The following is a 19,592-nucleotide window of genomic DNA, read 5'->3' on the forward strand; positions in this document are numbered from 1 at the left end:
GGGCGCGCCCATGAACTGAGCGCTGATGCGAGGAAAATGCAAAAACCAAACCAAAGCTCCGAAAAGAAGCGTTTAAGGCCTGAAACGGGCGTTTAGCGCTCGATCGCGTGGCGTTCTGCCAGCTTTCGCGGGTACTTTCGAACCAAAATGGGTTTCGATGTGGGTACGGTGCAACCGATTGCACCAATATAGTGCGCAAAGCTGAACGAGGTTAGAAGAACTTCAGGAAGGGGTTTTTTTCTTCAGGAGGTTTGTCTTTGAGCGGACATTCCGGCCGTTGGCCGTAGTCGGTGAGGGTGCAGGGCTTGACCTGGCGCTTCTGCGCCAGCGAGATGCGCAGCATGTGGAAGGGTTGATTGGCCGTGCGCTCGACGGTGCGACCCTGTTCGTCGAGGATTTCTACCGACAGGTTGTGACTGCCACGGTCGAGATTGCTCAGGGCGAACACCGGACTGAGGCCCGGTTCGGCGGTGGGCTGGCCGTCGAGTAGCAAACGGTAGCGATGCCCCGGTTGCAGGCCGGGTTCGCTGGTAACGCTGACAATCACCTCGCCGGCGCTGCTGCGGATTGTCGCGTCGGGTTCTGGCACCAGTACGCGCAGCATGTCGTAGTGGAACGGCGGTTTTACTTCGGACTTTTGTGCGGCGATCACCGGCGCTGCCTTGGTCGGGTTGGCCGACATGCGATTGCTGGTGGCCAGCGGCACACGCTTGGCGTTGCCGGGGCGCGGTTGATCGGTGAAGACCCGATTGCCCTGGGCGTCGACGTAGGTATAGACGTCAGCCATCGCTGTCAGGCTGCTGAGCAAAAGCAGTGCGCCGATCAGCCAGCGGCTCAAGGCGTATGCACCCGCTGCACGGTGAAGGTCACGCTGGGGCTTTGCTGGATGACGTCCTCTCCGCTGATCACCTGGACCGCGAGGCTGTGTTCGCCGCGATCCACATTCACCAGTTGCAGGATCGGCACGTTGCTCGGCTGGCCATAAGGCTGCTCGTCCAGCAACAACCGGAACTGATGCGGGCCTTGCAGGCGCGGCTTGATCAGCACATTGACGGTGAAGGTGCCGTTGTTGGCGCGCAGGGCTTCGGTGGTGGGCAGGCCCGTCAACTCCAGCACCTCGTAGGCGTGGCGGGGTTGTTCACGGCTGCTGGCCTCGACGGGAGCGGCGGGCGGCGCCGAGGGCGCGACGCTGTTGAGCGGCGGCAACTCCACCGGCTGCGCTTTGACGCCATCGGGCGGTTGATTGCTGTAGGCGGTGTTGCCGTTGGCGTCGGTGTACTTATAGATCTGCGCTGCGGCGGGCAGGGCGATCAACAGCAGCATCAGGAGAAAACCACGACCCATAAAAATCGACCGGAAGCGAAGACGTTGGGTTGCAGCATAGGTCAGGGCTGGCGATAGACCCAAGTTGTAAACATTTTGGAATGGAAAAGCAGGATTGATCGTTCCCATGCTCTGCGTGGGAATGCCTCAAGGGACGCTCCGCGTCCAGTGACGCAGAGCGTCACGGGCTGCATTCCCACGCGGAGCGTGGGGACGATCACCAACAGGGCGATCAGGTAAACGAGCGCCCACAAAAAAGGCCTCCCGAAGGAGGCCTCTTTTTGTCACGCCGCGTAGCGCAGCGCTACCGGATCAGCAGCTGTAGTACAGCTCATATTCCAGTGGGTGTACGAAGGTGCGGACCTTGATTTCTTCTTCGCTTTTCAGAGCGATGTAAGCGTCGATGAAGTCGTCGGAGAATACGCCGCCTTTGGTCAGGAACGCGCGACCCTTGTCCAGCTCTTCCAGGGCTTCTTTCAGGCTGCCGCAAACTTGTGGGATCTCTTTCGCCTCTTCAGGCGGCAGGTCGTACAGGTTTTTGTCAGCTGCGTCGCCTGGGTGGATCTTGTTCTGGATGCCGTCCAGGCCAGCCATCAACAGTGCAGCGAAGCCCAGGTATGGGTTGGCTGCCGGATCCGGGAAGCGGGCTTCGATACGGCGAGCGCGAGGGCTGGACACGTAAGGAATACGGATCGAAGCGGAACGGTTGCGCGCCGAGTAGGCCAGCATTACCGGAGCTTCGAAACCTGGGACCAGACGCTTGTAGGAGTTGGTCGACGGGTTAGTGAAGCCGTTCAGGGCCTTACCGTGCTTGATGATGCCGCCGATGAAGTACAGGGCGGTGTCGGACAGGCCGGCATAACCTTCGCCAGCGAAGGTGTTCTTGCCATCTTTGGCGATGGACAGGTGAACGTGCATACCCGAACCGTTATCGCCGTACAGAGGCTTAGGCATGAAGGTCGCGGTGCGGCCGTAAGCCACAGCTACGTTGTGCACGCAGTACTTGAGGGTCTGAACTTCGTCAGCCTTGGCGACCAAGGTGTTGAACTTCACACCGATTTCGTTCTGGCCGGCAGTCGCCACTTCGTGGTGGTGAACTTCGATGACCAGGCCCATTTCTTCCATGGCGTTGCACATGGAGGTACGGATTTCGTGGTCGTGGTCGAACGGAGGCACCGGGAAGTAGCCGCCTTTGATACCTGGACGGTGGCCGTGGTTACCGCCTTCGATGTCCTGGTCGGACATCCACGAACCCTGTTCGGAGAAGATTTTGAACATCGAGCCGGAGATGTCGGACTTGAACTTCACCTGGTCGAAGATGAAGAACTCAGGCTCTGGACCTACGAATACGGTGTCGCCGATACCGGTCGACTTCAGGTATTCCTCGGCACGCTTGGCGATCGCACGCGGGTCGCGATCGTAGCCTTGCATGGTCGAAGGCTCGATGACGTCGCAAACGATGATCAGCGTTGGGTCTTCGGTGAACGGGTCGAGAACGGCAGTGCTGTCGTCCGGCAGCAGGATCATGTCGGAGGCTTCGATGCCTTTCCAGCCAGCGATGGAGGAACCGTCGAACATTTTGCCTTCTTCGAAGAAAGCTTCATCCAGCGCATCGCGAGCCGGCATGGTCACGTGGTGCTGAGTGCCTTTGGTGTCCGTGAAGCGCAGATCAATCCACTTGACGTCATGATCTTTGATGAGTTGAACCGACTTCGACATAGTGTCCTCCGGGTGGCTTCGGGCTTAGTAGTGGATGCCCTTAGAATGTGGGTGATGCCGGCGCGAATACTCTGCCAAGGCAACCTGCCTCACAAGGGAGCAAATTGCATGCCAGTGCCCCACCATGGGTTTTTTGCCCCAATTTCACGCTTATAGAGGTGCAAAGCGTCGCAAAGCTGAAATAAGCGCCCTGTAATGTAGCGTCTATTTCCACAAATGACCCGTTTTGGTGCGCGCGAAACCTTCTGCATATTAACTGGTTAAACCTTGAGCAATTTCCGCTATAATCCGCGCCCCCCTTTTTCGGCTGGCCCAGCGCGCGCTGTTTTCATGAAACTAATCGTAAAAGTCTTTCCCGAGATCACCATCAAGAGCCGCCCGGTACGGATGCGTTTCATCCGCCAGTTGGCCAAGAACATCCGTGCCGTGCTCCGCGATCTGGACCCGGCTGTGGTGGTGAACGGTGTGTGGGACAACCTCGAGCTGGAAACCCGCGTCACTGAGCCCCGGGCCCTGAAGGAGATGACCGAGCGCCTGAGCTGCATGCCGGGCATCGCGCATTTCCTGCAGGTCGACGAATACCCGCTGGGTGACTTCGACGACATCGTCGCCAAGTGCAAAGCGCACTACGGCGATGCCCTGGCCGGGAAGATCTTTTCGGTGCGCTGCAAGCGCGGCGGGCACCACACCTTCACGTCCATGGACGTGGAGAAATACGTCGGCAGCCAGCTGCGTCGTCAGTGCGGCGCCGCCGGGATTTCCCTGAAAGAGCCGGAAATCGAAGTTCGCATCGAAATTCGCGACCAACGGTTGTATGTGATCCACAGCCAGCACAACAGCATCGGCGGTTATCCGCTGGGAGCGCTGGAACAGACGCTTGTACTGATGTCCGGCGGCTTTGACTCGACAGTCGCCGCCTACCAGATCATGCGCCGTGGCCTGATGAGCCATTTCTGCTTCTTTAACCTGGGCGGCAGGGCCCATGAACTGGGCGTCATGGAAGTCGCGCACTTCATCTGGAAGAAGTACGGCAGCTCCCAACGCGTGTTATTTGTCAGTGTGCCGTTCGAGGAAGTACTGGGAGAAATTCTCGGGAAAGTCGATAACAGTCATATGGGCGTAGTTTTGAAGCGTATGATGTTGCGCGCTGCATCGAAGATTGCCGATCGGCTCGATATTGATGCGCTGGTCACCGGTGAGGCGATCTCCCAGGTTTCGAGCCAGACGTTGCCGAACCTGTCCCTGATCGACTGTGTGACCGAGAAGCTGGTCTTGCGCCCGCTGATCGCCAGTCACAAGCAGGACATCATCGACCTGGCCAACGAAATCGGCACCGCCGACTTCGCCAAGCACATGCCCGAATACTGCGGGGTCATCTCGGTGAACCCCAAGACCCACGCCAAGCGCAACCGCGTGGAGTACGAAGAACAACAGTTCGACATGGCGGTCCTCGAGCGTGCGCTCGAAAACGCCAAACTGGTGCCGATCGATCGCGTGATCGACGAATTGGGCCAGGACTTGCAGATCGAAGAAGTCAGCGAAGCTCTGGCGGGCCAGATCATCATCGACATCCGTCACCCGGATGCCGCTGAAGACGAGCCGCTGGAACTGGCTGGCATTGAGGTACAGACGATGCCGTTTTATGCATTGAACGCTCGTTTCAAGGAACTGGACCCTACTCGCCAGTACCTGCTGTATTGCGACAAAGGCGTGATGAGTCGCCTGCATGCCCACCATTTGCTCAGTGAGGGGCATGCCAATGTGCGCGTTTATCGACCGAGCTAAGTGCCCGGGGCTGTTTGCCTGTGGCCTGCGTCACCGGCCCCCCGACGCCGCCGTCAAGCTGTAACGGCTTTGCCGGACTCTACTGTTAATCGCTGCCAAGACTTGTCAGCACACCGAATCCTCTGATCGAGATACACAAGTGATCGAAAATCTACGCAACATCGCCATCATTGCTCACGTTGACCATGGTAAAACCACCCTGGTAGACAAACTCTTGCGTCAATCCGGCACCCTGGAGCGCAACGAGCTCAACGACGAGCGCGTGATGGACTCCAACGACCAGGAGAAAGAGCGCGGTATTACCATTCTGGCGAAAAACACCGCCATCAACTGGAACGGCTACCACATCAACATCGTGGACACTCCGGGCCACGCCGACTTCGGCGGCGAAGTTGAACGTGTAATGTCGATGGTTGACTCCGTTCTGCTGCTGGTTGACGCTCAAGACGGCCCTATGCCGCAAACCCGTTTCGTGACCAAGAAGGCTTTCGAAGCCGGCCTGCGTCCAATCGTGGTGATCAACAAGGTCGACCGTCCAGGCGCGCGTCCGGACTGGGTTCTGGACCAGATCTTCGACCTGTTCGACAACCTCGGTGCTACCGAAGAACAGCTGGACTTCAAAGTCGTCTACGCCTCGGCCCTGAACGGCATTGCCGGTCTGGAACACACCGACATGGCTGAAGACATGACCCCGCTGTACCAGTCGATCGTCGACAACGTACCAGCACCGAAAGTTGACCGTGACGGTCCGTTCCAGATGCAAATCTCGGCACTGGACTACAACAGCTTCCTGGGCATCATCGGCGTTGGCCGTATCGCTCGTGGTCGCGTCAAGCCGAACACCCAGGTTGTGGCGATCGATGCCGACGGCAAGCGCCGTAACGGCCGTATCCTGAAGCTGATGGGTCACCACGGTCTGCACCGTGTCGACGTTGACGAAGCAGCTGCCGGCGACATCGTCTGCATCAGCGGCTTCGATTCGCTGTTCATCTCCGACACTCTGTGCGACCCACTGAACGTTGAAGCGATGAAGCCGCTGACCGTTGACGAACCAACCGTTTCGATGACCTTCCAGGTTAACGACTCGCCGTTCTGCGGCCGTGAAGGCAAGTTCGTCACCAGCCGTAACATCAAAGAGCGTCTGGACAAAGAACTGCTCTACAACGTTGCCCTGCGCGTTGAAGAAGGCGACACCGCCGACAAGTTCAAAGTCTCCGGCCGTGGTGAGCTGCACCTCTCGGTACTGATCGAAACCATGCGTCGCGAAGGCTTCGAAATGGGTGTTGGTCGTCCGGAAGTGATCATCCGTATGGTTGACGGCGTTAAGCACGAACCGTACGAAAACGTGACCATCGACCTGCCAGAAGAATCGCAAGGTTCGATCATGGAACAGATCGGTATCCGTAAAGGCGACCTGACCAACATGGTTCCGGATGGCAAGGGCCGTGTGCGCCTTGAGTACAACATCCCGGCTCGTGGCTTGATCGGTTTCCGTAACGAGTTCCTGACCCTGACCTCCGGTGCAGGCATCCTGACCTCGATCTTCGACCGTTACGACGTGATGAAGTCCGGCGACATGTCCGGCCGTCAGAACGGCGTGCTGGTTTCGGTTGCTACCGGTAAGGCGCTGACTTACTCGCTGGAAACCCTGCAAGCTCGCGGCAAACTGTTCCTGGGTCACGGCGAAGACGTGTACGAAGGTCAAATCGTCGGCATCAACAGCCGCGACAACGACCTGGGCGTCAACCCAACCAAAGGCAAGAAGCTCGACAACATGCGTGCCTCGGGTAAAGACGAAACCATCGCTCTGGTTCCGCCTATCCGTTTCACCCTGGAACAAGCGCTGGAATTCGTTCAAGAAGACGAATTGTGCGAAGTCACTCCTAAGTCCATCCGTCTTCGCAAGAAGATCCTGGGCGAAAGCGAGCGTACCCGCGCTGCCAAGAAGTCCGGTAACTGAGTTATTTAGTTAGCTGACAAAAAAAACGCCCCCGACCGCAAGGTCGGGGGCGTTTTTGTTTGTCTAGCGTTTGATGATCGTTCCCACGCTCTGCGTGGGAATGCCTCAATGGACGCTCCGCGTCCGCTTTGGGACGCAGAGCGTCCCGGGCTGCATGCCCACGCGGAGCGTGGGAACGATCATCGGGCAGTGAGATTGCGGATCAGAATTTCTCGAGGGTACGCCGGCTCTCGCTGCTCTCACGCGCCACTGCTTTGGGCTTGTAAGCGCAATACCCCGGCCGCGGCCCGATTTTCGGGTGGTTGCGGCAAGTATCCGGGCGCTTTTCATAAATAGTGCACAGACGGCTCTTACGATCCAGGTACAGGCAATCGTTGTTGCTCATGCGCTGGAGAGTGAAGATCTCGGACTTCTGGTTGTAACGCTCGACGATCCCTTCCTTCTGCAAGCGCTTGGCGATGTTCTTCGCCGGCTCGCCACGTTCGAACTCGTCGACGATGCCGATGCGGATCAGATCCTTGATCTTGACCTCGACCGGCAAGGTGCAGCAGCTCGACACGCAGGAACCGCACATCGGGGCAGAATATTTGGCCCAGGTATCGAGGCGGTCGATCTCCGCGGCGGCGATCAGGTTGGACTTCATCATCGGTTGTTACCAGCGTGTGCATCAGGGCGCGCGATCATACCGGGACTGGTGGATTTTTGAACAACCTTTCGCCAGTTTTTTTCTGAAAGGCCCCATAAACACCGTTAATCCGGCACGGCCCCTGCATTGATTCAGGCACGTGCCAATGTAATGCCGACCTATCTCGCACTATCAGGAAAAACTGCCGAACCAGAGCCCATACCGCCTGTCAGACCGTCTAGGCTCAGACAACTCAAAGCTCGCTCGAGGTCTTATCGATGACTCAAGAACCACTTGTTCGCGAAGCAGAGGTGGCCGCATTCCGCGACGCCGTCTTGACCAAACTCACCTACGCGGTGGGCAAAGACCCGGACCACGCCTTCGACCACGACTGGTTCGAAGCCATTGCCCTGGCAGCGCGCGACCACATGGTCGAGCACTGGATGGACCACACCCGGCAGATCTACCGCAAAGGGCAGAAACGGGTGTACTACCTGTCCCTGGAATTTCTCATCGGCCGCTTGCTCTACGACAGCCTGAGCAACCTCGGCCTGCTCGACGTCGCCCGCGAAGCGCTGACCGAGCTCGGCGTCGACCTCGAACGCATCCGCCTGCTGGAGCCCGATGCGGCGCTGGGCAACGGCGGCCTCGGTCGTCTGGCCGCCTGCTTCATGGAAAGCATGTCGACCCTCGGCATCGCCGGCCACGGCTACGGCATTCGTTATGAGCACGGTTTGTTCCGCCAGGCCATCGTCGATGGCTGGCAGCAGGAGCAGACCGAACACTGGCTGGATTTCGGTAACCCGTGGGAGTTCGAACGGCCAGAGGTCGTGTACCCGATCGGCTTTGGCGGCAGCGTCGAAACTGTCACCGACGATACGGGCAAGTCCCGGCAAGTCTGGACTCCGGTGGAAACCGTGCGGGCGATTGCCTACGACACCCCGGTGGTCGGCTGGCGCGGTGCCAGCGTCAACACCCTGCGCTTGTGGCGCGCCCGCGCCGTGGAAGATTTGCACCTGGAACGCTTCAACGCCGGTGACCACTTGGGCGCCGTGGCCGAAGTCGCCCGGGCCGAAAGTATTTCCCGCGTGCTTTACCCGGCGGACAGCACCGAAGCCGGCCAGGAACTGCGCCTGCGCCAGGAATACTTCTTCGTCGCCGCGTCCCTGCAGGATTTGCTGCGCCGCCATCGCAACATGCACACCTCGGTGCTGACCCTGGGTGACCACGCGGCGATCCAGCTCAACGACACTCACCCATCAATCGCCGTGGCCGAGCTGATGCGTCAGTTGGTCGATGTCTACGATGTCGCGTGGGATGCCGCGTGGCAGGTCACGGTCGATACGCTGTCGTACACCAACCACACGCTGCTGCCGGAAGCGCTGGAAACCTGGCCGGTCGGCTTGATGGAACGCATGCTGCCACGACACATGCAGATCATTTACCTGATCAACGCCCAGCACATCGATTCGCTGCGGGCCAAAGGCATCCACGACTTCGACGTGCTGCGCGCGGTGTCGCTGATCGAGGAAGACAATGGCCGCCGCGTGCGCATGGGCAACCTCGCATTCCTCGGTTCCCACAGCGTCAACGGTGTATCCGCATTGCACACGCAACTGATGCGTAAAACCGTGTTCTCCGAACTGCACAAGCTCTACCCGGAACGGATCAACAACAAAACCAACGGCATCACGTTCCGCCGCTGGCTGTATCAGGCCAACTCCGAACTGACCTCGATGCTGGTCGATGCGCTGGGTCCTGACTTGCTGGATAACCCGGAAGAGCGCTTGCTCGATCTGCAGCCGTTCGCCGAGAAACCCGCGTTCCGCAAGGCCTTCGCCGAACAGCGCCTGCACAGCAAGAAAGCCCTGGCGTACCTGATTCACGAACGGCTGGGCATCGCGGTCAACCCGGCGGCGATGTTTGACGTGCAGGTGAAAAGGATCCACGAATACAAGCGCCAGTTGCTCAACCTGCTGCACACCGTCGCGCTGTACCAGGCGATTCGTGCCGAGCCGGAAATCGACTGGGTGCCGCGCGTGAAGATCTTCGCCGGCAAGGCCGCGGCGAGTTATCACCAGGCCAAGCTGATCATCAAATTGACCAACGACATCGCCCGGGTGGTCAACAACGACCCGACCGTGCGCGGCTTGCTCAAGGTGGTGTTCCTGCCCAACTACAACGTCAGCCTGGCGGAGAGCATCATTCCGGCGGCGGATTTGTCGGAGCAGATTTCCACCGCCGGTTTCGAGGCGTCGGGCACCAGCAACATGAAATTCGGCCTCAACGGCGCGCTGACCATCGGCACCCTCGATGGCGCCAACGTCGAAATGAGCGAGCGCATTGGCGTGGAGCACATGTTCATCTTCGGCCTCAGCGCGCAACAGGTCGAAGCGCGCAAGCAGAACCATGAGTTCAACGCCGCGCCGGACATTGCCGCGTCCCATCGCCTCAACGACGTGTTGCAAGCGATTCGCGGCGGGGTGTTCTCGCCGGATGATCCGTCGCGCTACACCGGGCTGATCGACTCGCTGATCGACTACGACCGCTTCCTGGTCTGCGCCGATTTCGACTCCTATTGGGACGCACAGATGCGCGTAGAAGCGCACTGGCATGACTCCCAGGCATGGTGGCGGTCGGCGGTGTTGAACACGTCGCGGATGGGCTGGTTCTCGTCGGATCGGACGATTCGTGAGTACGCGACCGATATCTGGAAGGCTTTGGAGTAACTTTTAGCAATAATTGCGAGCAAGGCCCAACGTACGTTGGGCCGGATCGATATACTAAGCGTCAGTTTTGCCGGATGTTTCAGTGGCGTCTGCGCGAACGCTTTCGCGGGCAAGCCTCGCTCCTACAGGTTTTGCGTGTGCCATGGATTGGGCCACGACACATAACCTGTAGGAGCGAGGCTTGCCCGCGAAGACGTCAGCACAGACGACGCCAGGCTTCTGGACTTGCCCGCCAATGGGCCGCTTAGGGATATCGACCATGCAATGGATTTTCATGCTGATTGGCTTGGTGCTCGGCTGGGTACTCGATGAGTCACTCAGCGATGCGCTGTTGGGCGGGTTGCTCGGGTTGGGCATTGGCCAGGCCATTCACATTGCCCGTTTGCACGCGCAAGCGGCCCGGCACCATCAACTGCTTGAGCAGACGCAGGTGGCGCTCAATACGTTGCTGCAACGGGTTAGGACGCTAGAGGCGTCCGGCGTCATGCCGCCGCACGCCACGCCCGCCGAAGCCGCTCAGGCTGACGTCAGCGAACCCGTCGCCCCCCCCGAATTCATCCTCGACGACGTTCACCTCGACATCCCCGTCAAAGCCCCCGCCCAATCCCCGGAGCTGGTGTGGACACTTCCGCCCGAACTCCAATCGATCACCGCCACCCCCACCGAGGCCAGCCGTCCGCTGCCCGCCGATGTCTGGACCCCGGAGCCGGTCGCCCGCGAACCGCGTCAACCGGCGGCCCCACGCGAACCGAATGTCTTCGACCGCGCGATCATGGGCGCGCGCAACTGGCTGTTCGGCGGCAACACCGTGCTGCGGGTGGGCGTGGTGCTGTTGTTCCTCGGTCTGGCCTTCCTGCTGCGCTACGCCACTGAAGGCATGGTGGTGCCGATCGAGATGCGTTACGCCGGGGTTGCCGCCAGTGCCCTGGGCTTGCTCGGTCTGGGCTGGTGGCTGCGCCATCGCAACAGCCAATACGCGCTGATGTTGCAAGGCACCGGGATTGCCGTGTTGTACCTGACGGTGTTCGCTGCGATGCGCTTGCATCCGCTGCTCGACCCAACGGCAGCCTTGGGCTTGCTGGTGGCGGTGACGGTGTTCTCGGCGATCCTGGCGATCACCCAGGACTCTCTGGCACTGGCCTGCGTCGCTGCGTTGGGCGGATTCGCCGCGCCGATCCTGACGTCCACCGGCTCCGGTAACCACGTCGCGTTGTTCAGCTACTTCGCGCTGCTCAACACCGGCATCCTCGCCATCGCCTGGTTCAAGGCCTGGCGTCCGCTCAACCTGATCGGTTTTGTCGGCACCTTCGGCATCGGTTTCGCCTGGGGCGCGCGCTCCTACACGCCGGAACTGCTGTGGAGCACCGAACCGTTCCTGATTCTGTTCTTCCTGATGTACCTGGGCATTGGCCTGCTGTTTACCCGGCGCAAGCTGTTGGAGATGACCGACGCGCCGGAAGACGACAGCCGTCAGGCGTTGCTGCACTGGTCGGCGCGCAAGGGCGATTACGTTGACGGCACGATGCTGTTCGGGCCGCCGCTGGTGGGTTTCGGCTTGCAGTTGGCGCTGGTCCAGCATCTGGAATTCGCCGCCGCGTTCAGTGCGTTGGCGCTGGGCATGCTCTACATGGGCCTGGCCCGCTTGCTGATGGGCGGTCGCGCGTTGCTGCTGGCGGAAACTTGCCTGGCGCTGGGCGTGATCTTCACCAGCCTCGCGATCCCGTTGGGCCTCGACGCACGCTGGACCGCTGCCGCCTGGGCCGTGGAAGGCGCGGGGATTTTCTGGCTCGGCCTGCGTCAGCAACGGCCGCTGGCCCGGGCTTTCGCCTTGCTGCTGCAACTGGGCTCGGCGCTGGCCTTTCTCAGCGAATTGCAGCCCGGCGAAGGCAGCCTGTTGGACGGTTCCTGGCTCGGCGCGCTGATGCTCGGCGTGGCGTTGCTGTTCAGTTTCTACCAATTGCGCCAGGCCCCGCCGGAGCAGACTTGCGCCTGGGAACGCCAGGGCTTGCCGGTGTTGGCATGCCTGGGCCTGACTTTCCTGTACCTGCTGGCGCCGTTGTTTTTCCTGACCCACGGCACCGCGATCAGTTGGGCGCTGGCCGGGCTGGCGACGCTGTTCGTCGGCCTGCGCCTGCAATCGCGCACGTTCCTGTTCACCGCGTTTGCCGTGCAATTGCTCGGCGGCGCGTTGTTCCTGCTACGGCTGAAAGGGGCGAGCGGCGATTCGGCGGCGGTGCTCAGCGCTGGCTGGAGCGGATTGCTCAGCGCCTCGCTGATCGGTCTGGCGTTGATCGGCGGCATGTTGCTGGCGGCTCGGGATGAGATGGTGCGCAACGATCCTCGATTGCTGCGCGGCTTGTCAGTGATCCTGCTGGCGGGTCTGGTGCTGATCAACCTCGCGGTGCTGTTCGTGCTGCCGTGGCAAACCGCGAGTGCGGTGTGGGCTGCCAGCGGGTTGTTCATCATCTGGCTGAGTCTGTACCTCAAGCAGCGGGTGAGTTTTGTCTTTGGCCTGCTGTTGCAGGTGATCGGTGGCGCGGCGTTCCTGTTCGCCGGGCCGGACCTTCTGGGGCCGCTGGCCAGTGAAGGCTTGAAGCCGCTGGCGCATAGCGGTTTCTGGACACCGTTGGTGCTCGGCCTGGCCGCGTTGGTCGGTGCGTGGCGCTTGCAAGTGGGCAATCATGCGTCGGCGTTTGATGCGCTGAGCCTGAATCGCTTGTCCGAATTGCTCCTGATGTGGGGCGCGGGCTGGTGGACGTTGGCGTGGCTCAGCGAAGTGCTGCGCTTTGCCCCGCTGAATCTGCAAGCGACCTTGCTGCTGGCCGTCGCGGCGCTGAGTGTGGCGCTGTGGACGGTGTTGGCGCTGCGCCTGAAATGGTCGGCGCTGGGCTTGCTCTGCACCTTGCTGATTCCGGCGGCGGGCCTGGTGCTGGTCGCCGCATGGCAGTCGCGTTATCACCCGGCGGCCAACTTCGGCTGGCTGGTGTGGGCGGCGGTGTTCGTCGTGCATTTCATCTCCCTGCGGCGCCTGGCGCCAATGCTGCCGGCACGCGCCCTCAGCACCGCCCATGTGCTCGGCTGCTGGCTGTTGCTCGGTGTGCTGGCCCTGGAGCTGCGTTATGGCTTGCTGCTGTTGTCCGAGCAGTACAACGCCTGGCGCTGGTTGGGCTGGGCGATTCTGCCGAGTCTGTATCTGGTGCTGGCTGCCGCGCCGCGTGCGTGGCCATGGCCGGTGTCGGCGTATTCCCGCGAGTACCGTGTTTACGCTGCGGCGCCGTTGGCGTTGTTGATGCTGGGCTGGTTCTGGCTGGCGAACGGCGTCAGCGACGGCACCGCCGAGCCGCTGCCGTACGTGCCGCTGATCAACCCGCTGGAATTGGGCCTGCTGTTCGCGCTGTTCGGGGTTTACGTGTGGTCGCGTAGCGCCGTGACGCAATTTGCCCTGCCGAAGGTGTACGCCGAGAACGCCACGCAGCTGATCGCCGGGGCTTCGTTGTTCGTGTTTTTCTCCGCCGTGGTCACGCGCACCGCGCACCATTGGGGCGGCGTGCCATTCGAGCTGGATCAACTGCTGGTGTCGATGCAGGTGCAGGCCGGTTTGTCGATCGTCTGGACCTTGATGGCGCTGGGCTTGATGATCGGCGGCCATTTGCGCCATCGCCGTGAGGTCTGGCTGATCGGTGCCGCGCTGATCGGGCTGGTGGTGGCCAAACTGTTCTTTGTCGAATTGAGTAACCGTGGCGGACTCGCCCGGATCGTCTCGTTTATCGGCGTGGGCGTGTTGCTGTTGGTGGTGGGCTATTTCGCCCCGTTGCCACCCAAGCGCGCCGAAGCCGAGCCGGAGCCTGAAAAACCGGCCCCTGAAACCGAAGGAGTGTCGTCTTGAGTCAGAAGCTGAACCTGGGGTGGTTGGGCGCTGTTGCGCTGGGCGTGGCGATGTCGGCCAGCGCCCTGGAAAAACCGTCGGACTTCAGCACGCAGGTGCCGTTGTCCGTGAGCGGCGAGGGGCCGTGGTATCGCCTCGAACTGCCGCTGAGCGTGCAACTGAACGCACGACAGACCGATCTCAGCGACGTGCGCGTGTTCAACGCGGCCGGTGAGCCCCAGGCCTATGCCTTGGCCCGGGAAACCGCGCAGTCCGCCGAAAGCCGTACCACCACCGACGTGAAATGGTTCCCGCTGTACAGCTCGGCAGATGCCACCGAACGTGCGCCGAGTGTGCGGGTGCAGTCGAGCGCCAACGGCACGCTGGTGGAAGTGCAGCCGTCGACTCAACTGGAGGCGGGCGAAGAAGTGTTGCGCGGCTGGTTGCTCGATGCCAGCGGGATCAAGGCGCCGTTGCAGCAGTTGATCCTCGACTGGACCAGCGAGCGCGAAGGTTTCCAGCGTTTCAGCATCGAAGCCAGCGACGACTTGCAGCACTGGCAGTCGTGGGGCGAAGGCCAGGTGGCGCGGCTGTCGTTTGCCGACGAGCGGGTCGAGCAACATGAAGTCGGCCTGCCGGGGCAATCGGCACGCTATCTGCGTTTGCTGTGGAACGCCCCGCAATCGGCGCCTACCTTGACCTCCGCACAACTGGAAAGCGCCAGCACCCGCAGCCTGCCGCTGCCGTTGGTCTGGTCGCCACCCTTGGCCGGCAGCAGCGCGAAGGCCGGTGAATACACCTGGCAATTGCCGATGGGCCTGAATCTCGAGCGAGTGCAGATCGAGTTGAATCAGCCTAACAGCCTGGCGCCAGTGACCTTGTCCGGGCGCCGCGAGAGCAGTCTGCCGTGGCAGCCGCTCAGTGGCGGTTTGCTGTATCGCCTGACCCAGAATGGTCAGGACGTGGTGCAGAACGAATTGCAGCTGTCGGGGCAAACCGTGCAGCAATTGAAACTGACGGTGGATGAGCGCGGTGGCGGCCTGGGGGCTGAGGCGCCGAGCGTGAAATTCGCGGTGCGCTCGACGCAAGTGGTGTTCCTGGCCCGTGGCGCCGGGCCGTATACCCTGGCGCTGGGCAATGCCACGGTGAAGACGGCGAACCTGCCGCTGTCGACGTTGATTCCGGATTACAGTGCGGCGAAGTTTGCGTCGTTGGGCAAGGCCTCGGTCGAGGGCGGGGCGGTGGTCACGGTCGCGCCCCCAGCGGTGGCGGCGGTGACGGCGGACACCCACTGGAAGAAATTCGGGTTGTGGGCGGTGTTGTTGCTCAGTGTGCTGTTTTTGGCGGTGATGGCGTTCAGTCTGTTGCGCAAGCCGCCGGTCAAACCTTGAGAATGGCCGGCGCTGCGCGCCGTTCGCGGGCAAGCCTCGCTCCTACAGGTTCGCGTCGTGCCAATTTCCGCGAACGACACAAAACCGTAGGAGCAAGGCTTGCCCGCGATGGCGTCCTTGGAGTCAGCAAAAATCTTGAAACCGCCATTTGATCTGGTCGGTTTCGAACTACGCTCAACCCCGCACATGAACTCTATTGGGCGTATCACGTCTGATAGGAGGAAATACGCCCCGACTCGCGTTAAACTGCGCGGGTTTTTAGCCCCCCATTCCACCGGAGCCTTCCATGTCCCGCGTTACCCTGAGTCGCTATTTGATTGAGCAGACCCGTAGCAATAACACCCCTGCCGATCTGCGTTTCCTGATCGAAGTGGTGGCGCGTGCTTGCAAAGAGATCAGCCACGCCGTGTCCAAAGGCGCCCTCGGTGGTGTTCTGGGCAGCATGGGCACTGAAAACGTCCAAGGCGAAGTGCAGAAGAAGCTCGACGTGATCTCCAACGAGATCCTGCTCGAAGCCAACGAATGGGGCGGTCACCTGGCCGGCATGGCGTCCGAAGAAATGGACAATGCCTACCAGATCCCGGGCAAATACCCGAAAGGCGCGTACCTGCTGGTTTTCGACCCGCTGGACGGTTCGTCGAACATCGACATCAACGCCCCGGTCGGCACCATCTTCTCGGTGCTGCGTTGCCCGAACGAATACCTGAGCCAGAACGAAGCGCTGAACGAAAAAGCCTTCCTGCAACCAGGTACCGAGCAAGTTGCCGCCGGTTATGCCATCTACGGCCCGCAAACCATGCTGGTACTGACTCTGGGCGACGGCGTGAAGGGCTTCACCCTGGACCGCGAAATGGGCAGCTTCGTGCTGACCCACGAAGACATCCAGATTCCGGAATCCACTCAGGAATTCGCGATCAACTCGTCTAACCAGCGTCACTGGGAAGCGCCGGTCCAACGCTACGTCAGCGAATTGCTGGCCGGCGATGAAGGCCCGCTGAAAAAGAACTACAACATGCGCTGGGTGGCCGCGATGGTTGCCGATGTGCACCGCATCCTGACCCGTGGTGGCCTGTTCATGTACCCACGTGACAGCCGCGAGCCCTCCAAGCCGGGCAAACTGCGTTTGATGTACGAAGCCAACCCGATGTCGTTCCTGGTCGAACAGGCCGGTGGCGCGTCCACCGATGGCCACCAGCGCATTCTCGACATCAAGCCCGATGGCCTGCACCAGCGCGTAGCGGTGTTCCTCGGCTCGAAAGAAGAAGTCGCCCGCGTCACGGCTTACCACAAGGAATAAACCATGACCGCGCCCTGGCAGCCGTTGCTCGAATGGTGGTTCGGAACCCTCGAATCCCCCAACGACATAGCGGCTGACAGAGGCAAGTTGTGGTTCGGCAAGCGCGACAGCCAGGACCGCGAAGCGCGCGAGCGTTTCGGGGACTGGGTCGAGCAGGCACTGGCCGGCGGTTTGACCGACTGGGCGCAACGCCCCGAAGGTTGGCTGGCCTTGGTGCTGCTCCTCGACCAACTCCCGCGAATGATCTTTCGCGACACCCCCAAATCCTTCTCCGGTGACCTCCGGGCCCAAGCCCTGGTGGCGCAAGGTATTGCTGCGGATTTTGATCGGCAGTTACGACCGATCCAGCGGGTATTCATCTACCTGGTGTTTGAGCATTGCGAGAATTTGGCGGTGCAGAATGAGGCGGTTTCGCGGTTTATCGCGTTGGTTGATGAACAGCCAGAAGCGGATCGCGCGGTGTTCGCCGATAACCTGGACTATGCCGAGCGGCATCAGAAGGTGATTGCGCGGTTTGGACGGTTTCCCCATCGCAATGCGGTGTTGGGGCGCGAGTCTACGGCTGAGGAGATTGAGTTTCTTTCGGGGCCTGGGTCCAGGTTCTGATTCTTTGTTGTGGCTGATGCCGTCTTCGCGGGCAAGCCTCGCTCCTACAGGTGGCGCGCTGTTCAAAATGCAGCGCTGATCCTGTAGGAGCGAGGCTTGCCCGCGAAGGGGCCCGCAAGAATGATCTAGATCCTGAAACTACCCACCAACTGCTTCAACCGCGCCGCCTGCTGTTCAAGGTCCGAGCACGCACGCAAGGTCGCCTGCAAGTTCTCCACCCCTTCCTGGTTCAGGGTGTTGATTTCGGTGATGTCGACGTTGATCGATTCCACCACGGCGGTCTGTTCTTCGGTGGCGGTGGCGACGGATTGGTTCATGCCGTCGATTTCGCCGATGCGCTGGGTCACGCTGCCCAGGCGTTCGCCGGCCTGGTTGGCGATGCCGACGCTGCTTTCGCTCTGGCGTTGGCTGTCGGTCATGGTGCTGACCGCTTCCCGGGCGCCGACTTGCAGTTCTTCGATCATCTTCTGCACTTGCTGCGCCGAATCCTGGGTGCGGTGGGCGAGGTTGCGCACTTCGTCGGCCACGACCGCGAAACCGCGTCCGGCTTCACCGGCGCGGGCGGCTTCGATGGCGGCGTTCAGTGCCAACAGGTTGGTTTGCTGGGAGATGCTGGTGATCACTTCCAGAATCTGCCCGATGTTCACCGTGTTGCTGTTGAGCGTCTCAATGTTGCCGCACGAATCGCTGATCTTCGCCGACAGCTGCTGCATCGCAGCGATGGTTTTATCCACCACTTTCTGACCGTCTTCGGCCAGGGCACGGGCGTCGCTCGAATGCTGGGAGGCGAGGGCGGCGTTCTGCGCAATCTCCTGGGCGGCGGCCCCCAGTTCGTTGATCGCCGCGGCGACGCTGCTGGTGCGCGAGGCTTGCTGGTCGGAGTTGAACATCGACGAGTTCGACGCCGCCACTACGCGCAGGGCGACTTCGTTGACCTGGCCGGTGGCCGAGGCCACTTCGCGGATCGAGGTGTGGATCCGCTCCACAAAACGGTTGAACGAGGTACCCAGGGCGCCGAATTCATCGTGGCCGTGGATGGTCAGGCGTTTGGTCAGATCGCCTTCACCCTCGGCGATGTCATGCATCGCGCGGCCCATGGTCAGCAACGGTTGCATCAGGAAGCTGATCAGCATGCCCAGCAGCGCGATGATGATCACCACGGCGATGACCATGGCGATGATCGCCGAGGTGCGGAATTCGCTGAGCATTGCGAACGCGGTGTCCTGATCCAGCACCAGTGCCACGTACCAATCCGCCGACGGCACGCCGTTGACGTGGGTGAAGGAGATGAACTGCGACTTGCCGTCGACCTCGACTTCTTTCATGCCCGGGCTGACCCGTGGCGCACCGTTCGGGTAGGCCTCGGCCAGGGTTTTGAGCACCAGTTTGCTGTCCGGGTGGATCAGGATCTTGCCGTCGGCGCTGACGATAAAGGCATAGCCGTGGCCGCCGAAGTTCAGCGAGTTGATGATCGCGCTGACGCTGGACAGATCAATGTCCGCGCCGGCGACGCCGATCATCTTGTTCTCGTGCTGCACCGGCGTGGCGACGGTGATCACCAGTTTGCCCGACGACGCGGCGATGTAGGGTTCGGTAACGATGGTTTGCCGCGCGCTGTCGGCAGCCTTGTACCAGCCACGGGCGCGAGGGTCGTAGTCGGCGGCGCGGTTGCCCGCCGGGATCGAGGTCATCACGCCTTCGGTGCTGCCGAAGTAGCTCAACTGGAAGTTGCCGGTGTAGGCCGGCAGGTCGATGGCGCGTTTCAGGCTGGCCGGGGCGCTGCCGTCCACGGCGATCTGTTGCGACAGCGATTGCAGCAACTGGATGCGCGCTTCCAGCCAGGTCTGGATGTTGCTGGTGGTCAGGCTACCGAGTTCCTGCATCGAGGATTCGGTACTGCTGCGCAGGGTCTGGCGCTGGCGGTAGTCGTTGAAGAGGATGAAACAGGCGAATGCAACGGCCACTACGAGGGCGGCAGCCAACAAAATCTTGTGGCTGAACTTCATGTTTCTGGTCATTAGGTGAACTACCGCAAAAGGGCTGGTCAACGAGGGAGCGGCAATTTGCCACAGTAGCGGGCTTTGCGCTGCCTCTATTTCGACTGACCAACGCCAAAGATTAGGCGTTATTCAGCGAAAACCGACGAATTGCCCAACGGCGCGAGAAAGTCGCTGATTTATCGGCGAAAGGCAGACGAGCGGCCCAACAAATAGCCGGGCAGTCGGGGAACCAGATGGGGGTTTTCTCTTCTAAGCTTCAGCTTGGCAGCCATGCCATTCCCCCTTCGCCCCA

At 61.0% G+C, this 19,592-nt stretch carries 12 protein-coding genes and 1 pseudogene; 7 read left to right on the top strand and 6 right to left on the bottom strand.

The window, feature by feature from the left end; all coding sequences use genetic code 11:
- Positions 1-211 precede the first annotated feature (211 nt).
- The 3 genes from FQ192_RS13900 to glnA all read right to left on the bottom strand — a co-directional run bounded on the left by FQ192_RS13900 (position 212) and on the right by glnA (position 3,042).
- Positions 212-838 carry a DUF4124 domain-containing protein gene (locus FQ192_RS13900; protein ID WP_149659112.1) on the bottom strand — a complete coding sequence of 209 codons (627 nt, stop codon included), beginning with the start codon at positions 836-838 and terminating at the stop codon, positions 212-214.
- Positions 835-1,344: a DUF4124 domain-containing protein gene (locus tag FQ192_RS13905; protein WP_149659113.1), complete on the bottom strand. Its 510-nt coding sequence runs from the start codon at positions 1,342-1,344 to the stop codon at positions 835-837. Before FQ192_RS13905 ends, FQ192_RS13900 begins: the two co-directional genes overlap by 4 nt.
- Positions 1,345-1,635: 291 nt before the next feature.
- A complete protein-coding gene (gene glnA / locus FQ192_RS13910) occupies positions 1,636-3,042 on the bottom strand; it encodes a glutamate--ammonia ligase (RefSeq protein ID WP_149659114.1) in 1,407 nt (468 codons plus the stop codon).
- Between the two features lie 330 nt (positions 3,043-3,372).
- On the opposite strand from glnA, the gene thiI reads away from it, so the two are divergent.
- Both thiI and typA read left to right on the top strand, forming a co-directional pair.
- Complete coding sequence (gene thiI, locus FQ192_RS13920) at positions 3,373-4,827, top strand: tRNA uracil 4-sulfurtransferase ThiI (RefSeq protein ID WP_149659115.1); 1,455 nt, start codon at positions 3,373-3,375, stop codon at positions 4,825-4,827.
- Positions 4,828-4,966: 139 nt separating this feature from the next.
- On the top strand, positions 4,967-6,787 hold the full coding sequence (gene typA, locus FQ192_RS13925) for a translational GTPase TypA (protein ID WP_064675456.1): 1,821 nt from the start codon (positions 4,967-4,969) through the stop codon (positions 6,785-6,787).
- Between the two features lie 202 nt (positions 6,788-6,989).
- Here typA and FQ192_RS13930 read toward each other — a convergent pair whose 3' ends face one another.
- A complete protein-coding gene (locus tag FQ192_RS13930) occupies positions 6,990-7,430 on the bottom strand; it encodes a YkgJ family cysteine cluster protein (RefSeq protein WP_149659274.1) in 441 nt (146 codons plus the stop codon).
- 260 nt (positions 7,431-7,690) lie between these two features.
- On the opposite strand from FQ192_RS13930, the gene FQ192_RS13935 reads away from it, so the two are divergent.
- From FQ192_RS13935 to FQ192_RS13960, 5 genes are all read left to right on the top strand, one after another.
- Complete coding sequence (locus tag FQ192_RS13935; protein ID WP_149659116.1) at positions 7,691-10,141, top strand: glycogen/starch/alpha-glucan phosphorylase; 2,451 nt, start codon at positions 7,691-7,693, stop codon at positions 10,139-10,141.
- A gap of 259 nt (positions 10,142-10,400) precedes the next feature.
- A complete protein-coding gene (locus FQ192_RS13945; protein ID WP_149659118.1) occupies positions 10,401-14,027 on the top strand; it encodes a DUF2339 domain-containing protein in 3,627 nt (1,208 codons plus the stop codon).
- A complete protein-coding gene (locus FQ192_RS13950) occupies positions 14,024-15,397 on the top strand; it encodes a DUF3999 domain-containing protein (RefSeq protein ID WP_149659119.1) in 1,374 nt (457 codons plus the stop codon). The genes FQ192_RS13945 and FQ192_RS13950 overlap by 4 nt, the downstream gene beginning before the upstream one ends.
- Positions 15,398-15,683: 286 nt before the next feature.
- A complete protein-coding gene (locus FQ192_RS13955; RefSeq protein WP_149659120.1) occupies positions 15,684-16,694 on the top strand; it encodes a class 1 fructose-bisphosphatase in 1,011 nt (336 codons plus the stop codon).
- A gap of 3 nt (positions 16,695-16,697) precedes the next feature.
- Complete coding sequence (locus FQ192_RS13960) at positions 16,698-17,300, top strand: DUF924 family protein (protein ID WP_149659121.1); 603 nt, start codon at positions 16,698-16,700, stop codon at positions 17,298-17,300.
- A gap of 125 nt (positions 17,301-17,425) precedes the next feature.
- Here FQ192_RS13960 and FQ192_RS35005 read toward each other — a convergent pair whose 3' ends face one another.
- Positions 17,426-18,190, bottom strand: coding sequence for a methyl-accepting chemotaxis protein (locus FQ192_RS35005; protein WP_372242343.1), 765 nt, complete (start codon positions 18,188-18,190; stop codon positions 17,426-17,428).
- A 93-nt stretch (positions 18,191-18,283) separates the two neighbouring features.
- A pseudogene (locus FQ192_RS35010) lies at positions 18,284-19,318 on the bottom strand (cache domain-containing protein); the annotation flags it as partial.
- Positions 19,319-19,592: the final 274 nt, after the last annotated feature.

It is taken from the genome of Pseudomonas sp. ANT_J12 (genome assembly GCF_008370045.1).
GTDB lineage: Bacteria > Pseudomonadota > Gammaproteobacteria > Pseudomonadales > Pseudomonadaceae > Aquipseudomonas.

What these genes read in the sequence shown, in the direction of transcription:
- FQ192_RS13905 (WP_149659113.1), bottom strand. Translation starts at nt 1,344, where the DNA reads ATGGGTCGTGGTTTTCTCCTGATGCTGCTGTTGATCGCCCTGCCCGCC.
- glnA (WP_149659114.1), bottom strand. Translation starts at nt 3,042, where the DNA reads ATGTCGAAGTCGGTTCAACTCATCAAAGATCATGACGTCAAGTGGATT.
- thiI (WP_149659115.1), top strand. Translation starts at nt 3,373, where the DNA reads ATGAAACTAATCGTAAAAGTCTTTCCCGAGATCACCATCAAGAGCCGC.
- FQ192_RS13930 (WP_149659274.1), bottom strand. Translation starts at nt 7,430, where the DNA reads ATGAAGTCCAACCTGATCGCCGCCGCGGAGATCGACCGCCTCGATACC.
- FQ192_RS13935 (WP_149659116.1), top strand. Translation starts at nt 7,691, where the DNA reads ATGACTCAAGAACCACTTGTTCGCGAAGCAGAGGTGGCCGCATTCCGC.
- FQ192_RS13945 (WP_149659118.1), top strand. Translation starts at nt 10,401, where the DNA reads ATGCAATGGATTTTCATGCTGATTGGCTTGGTGCTCGGCTGGGTACTC.
- FQ192_RS13955 (WP_149659120.1), top strand. Translation starts at nt 15,684, where the DNA reads ATGTCCCGCGTTACCCTGAGTCGCTATTTGATTGAGCAGACCCGTAGC.
- FQ192_RS13960 (WP_149659121.1), top strand. Translation starts at nt 16,698, where the DNA reads ATGACCGCGCCCTGGCAGCCGTTGCTCGAATGGTGGTTCGGAACCCTC.
- FQ192_RS35005 (WP_372242343.1), bottom strand. Translation starts at nt 18,190, where the DNA reads ATGTTCAACTCCGACCAGCAAGCCTCGCGCACCAGCAGCGTCGCCGCG.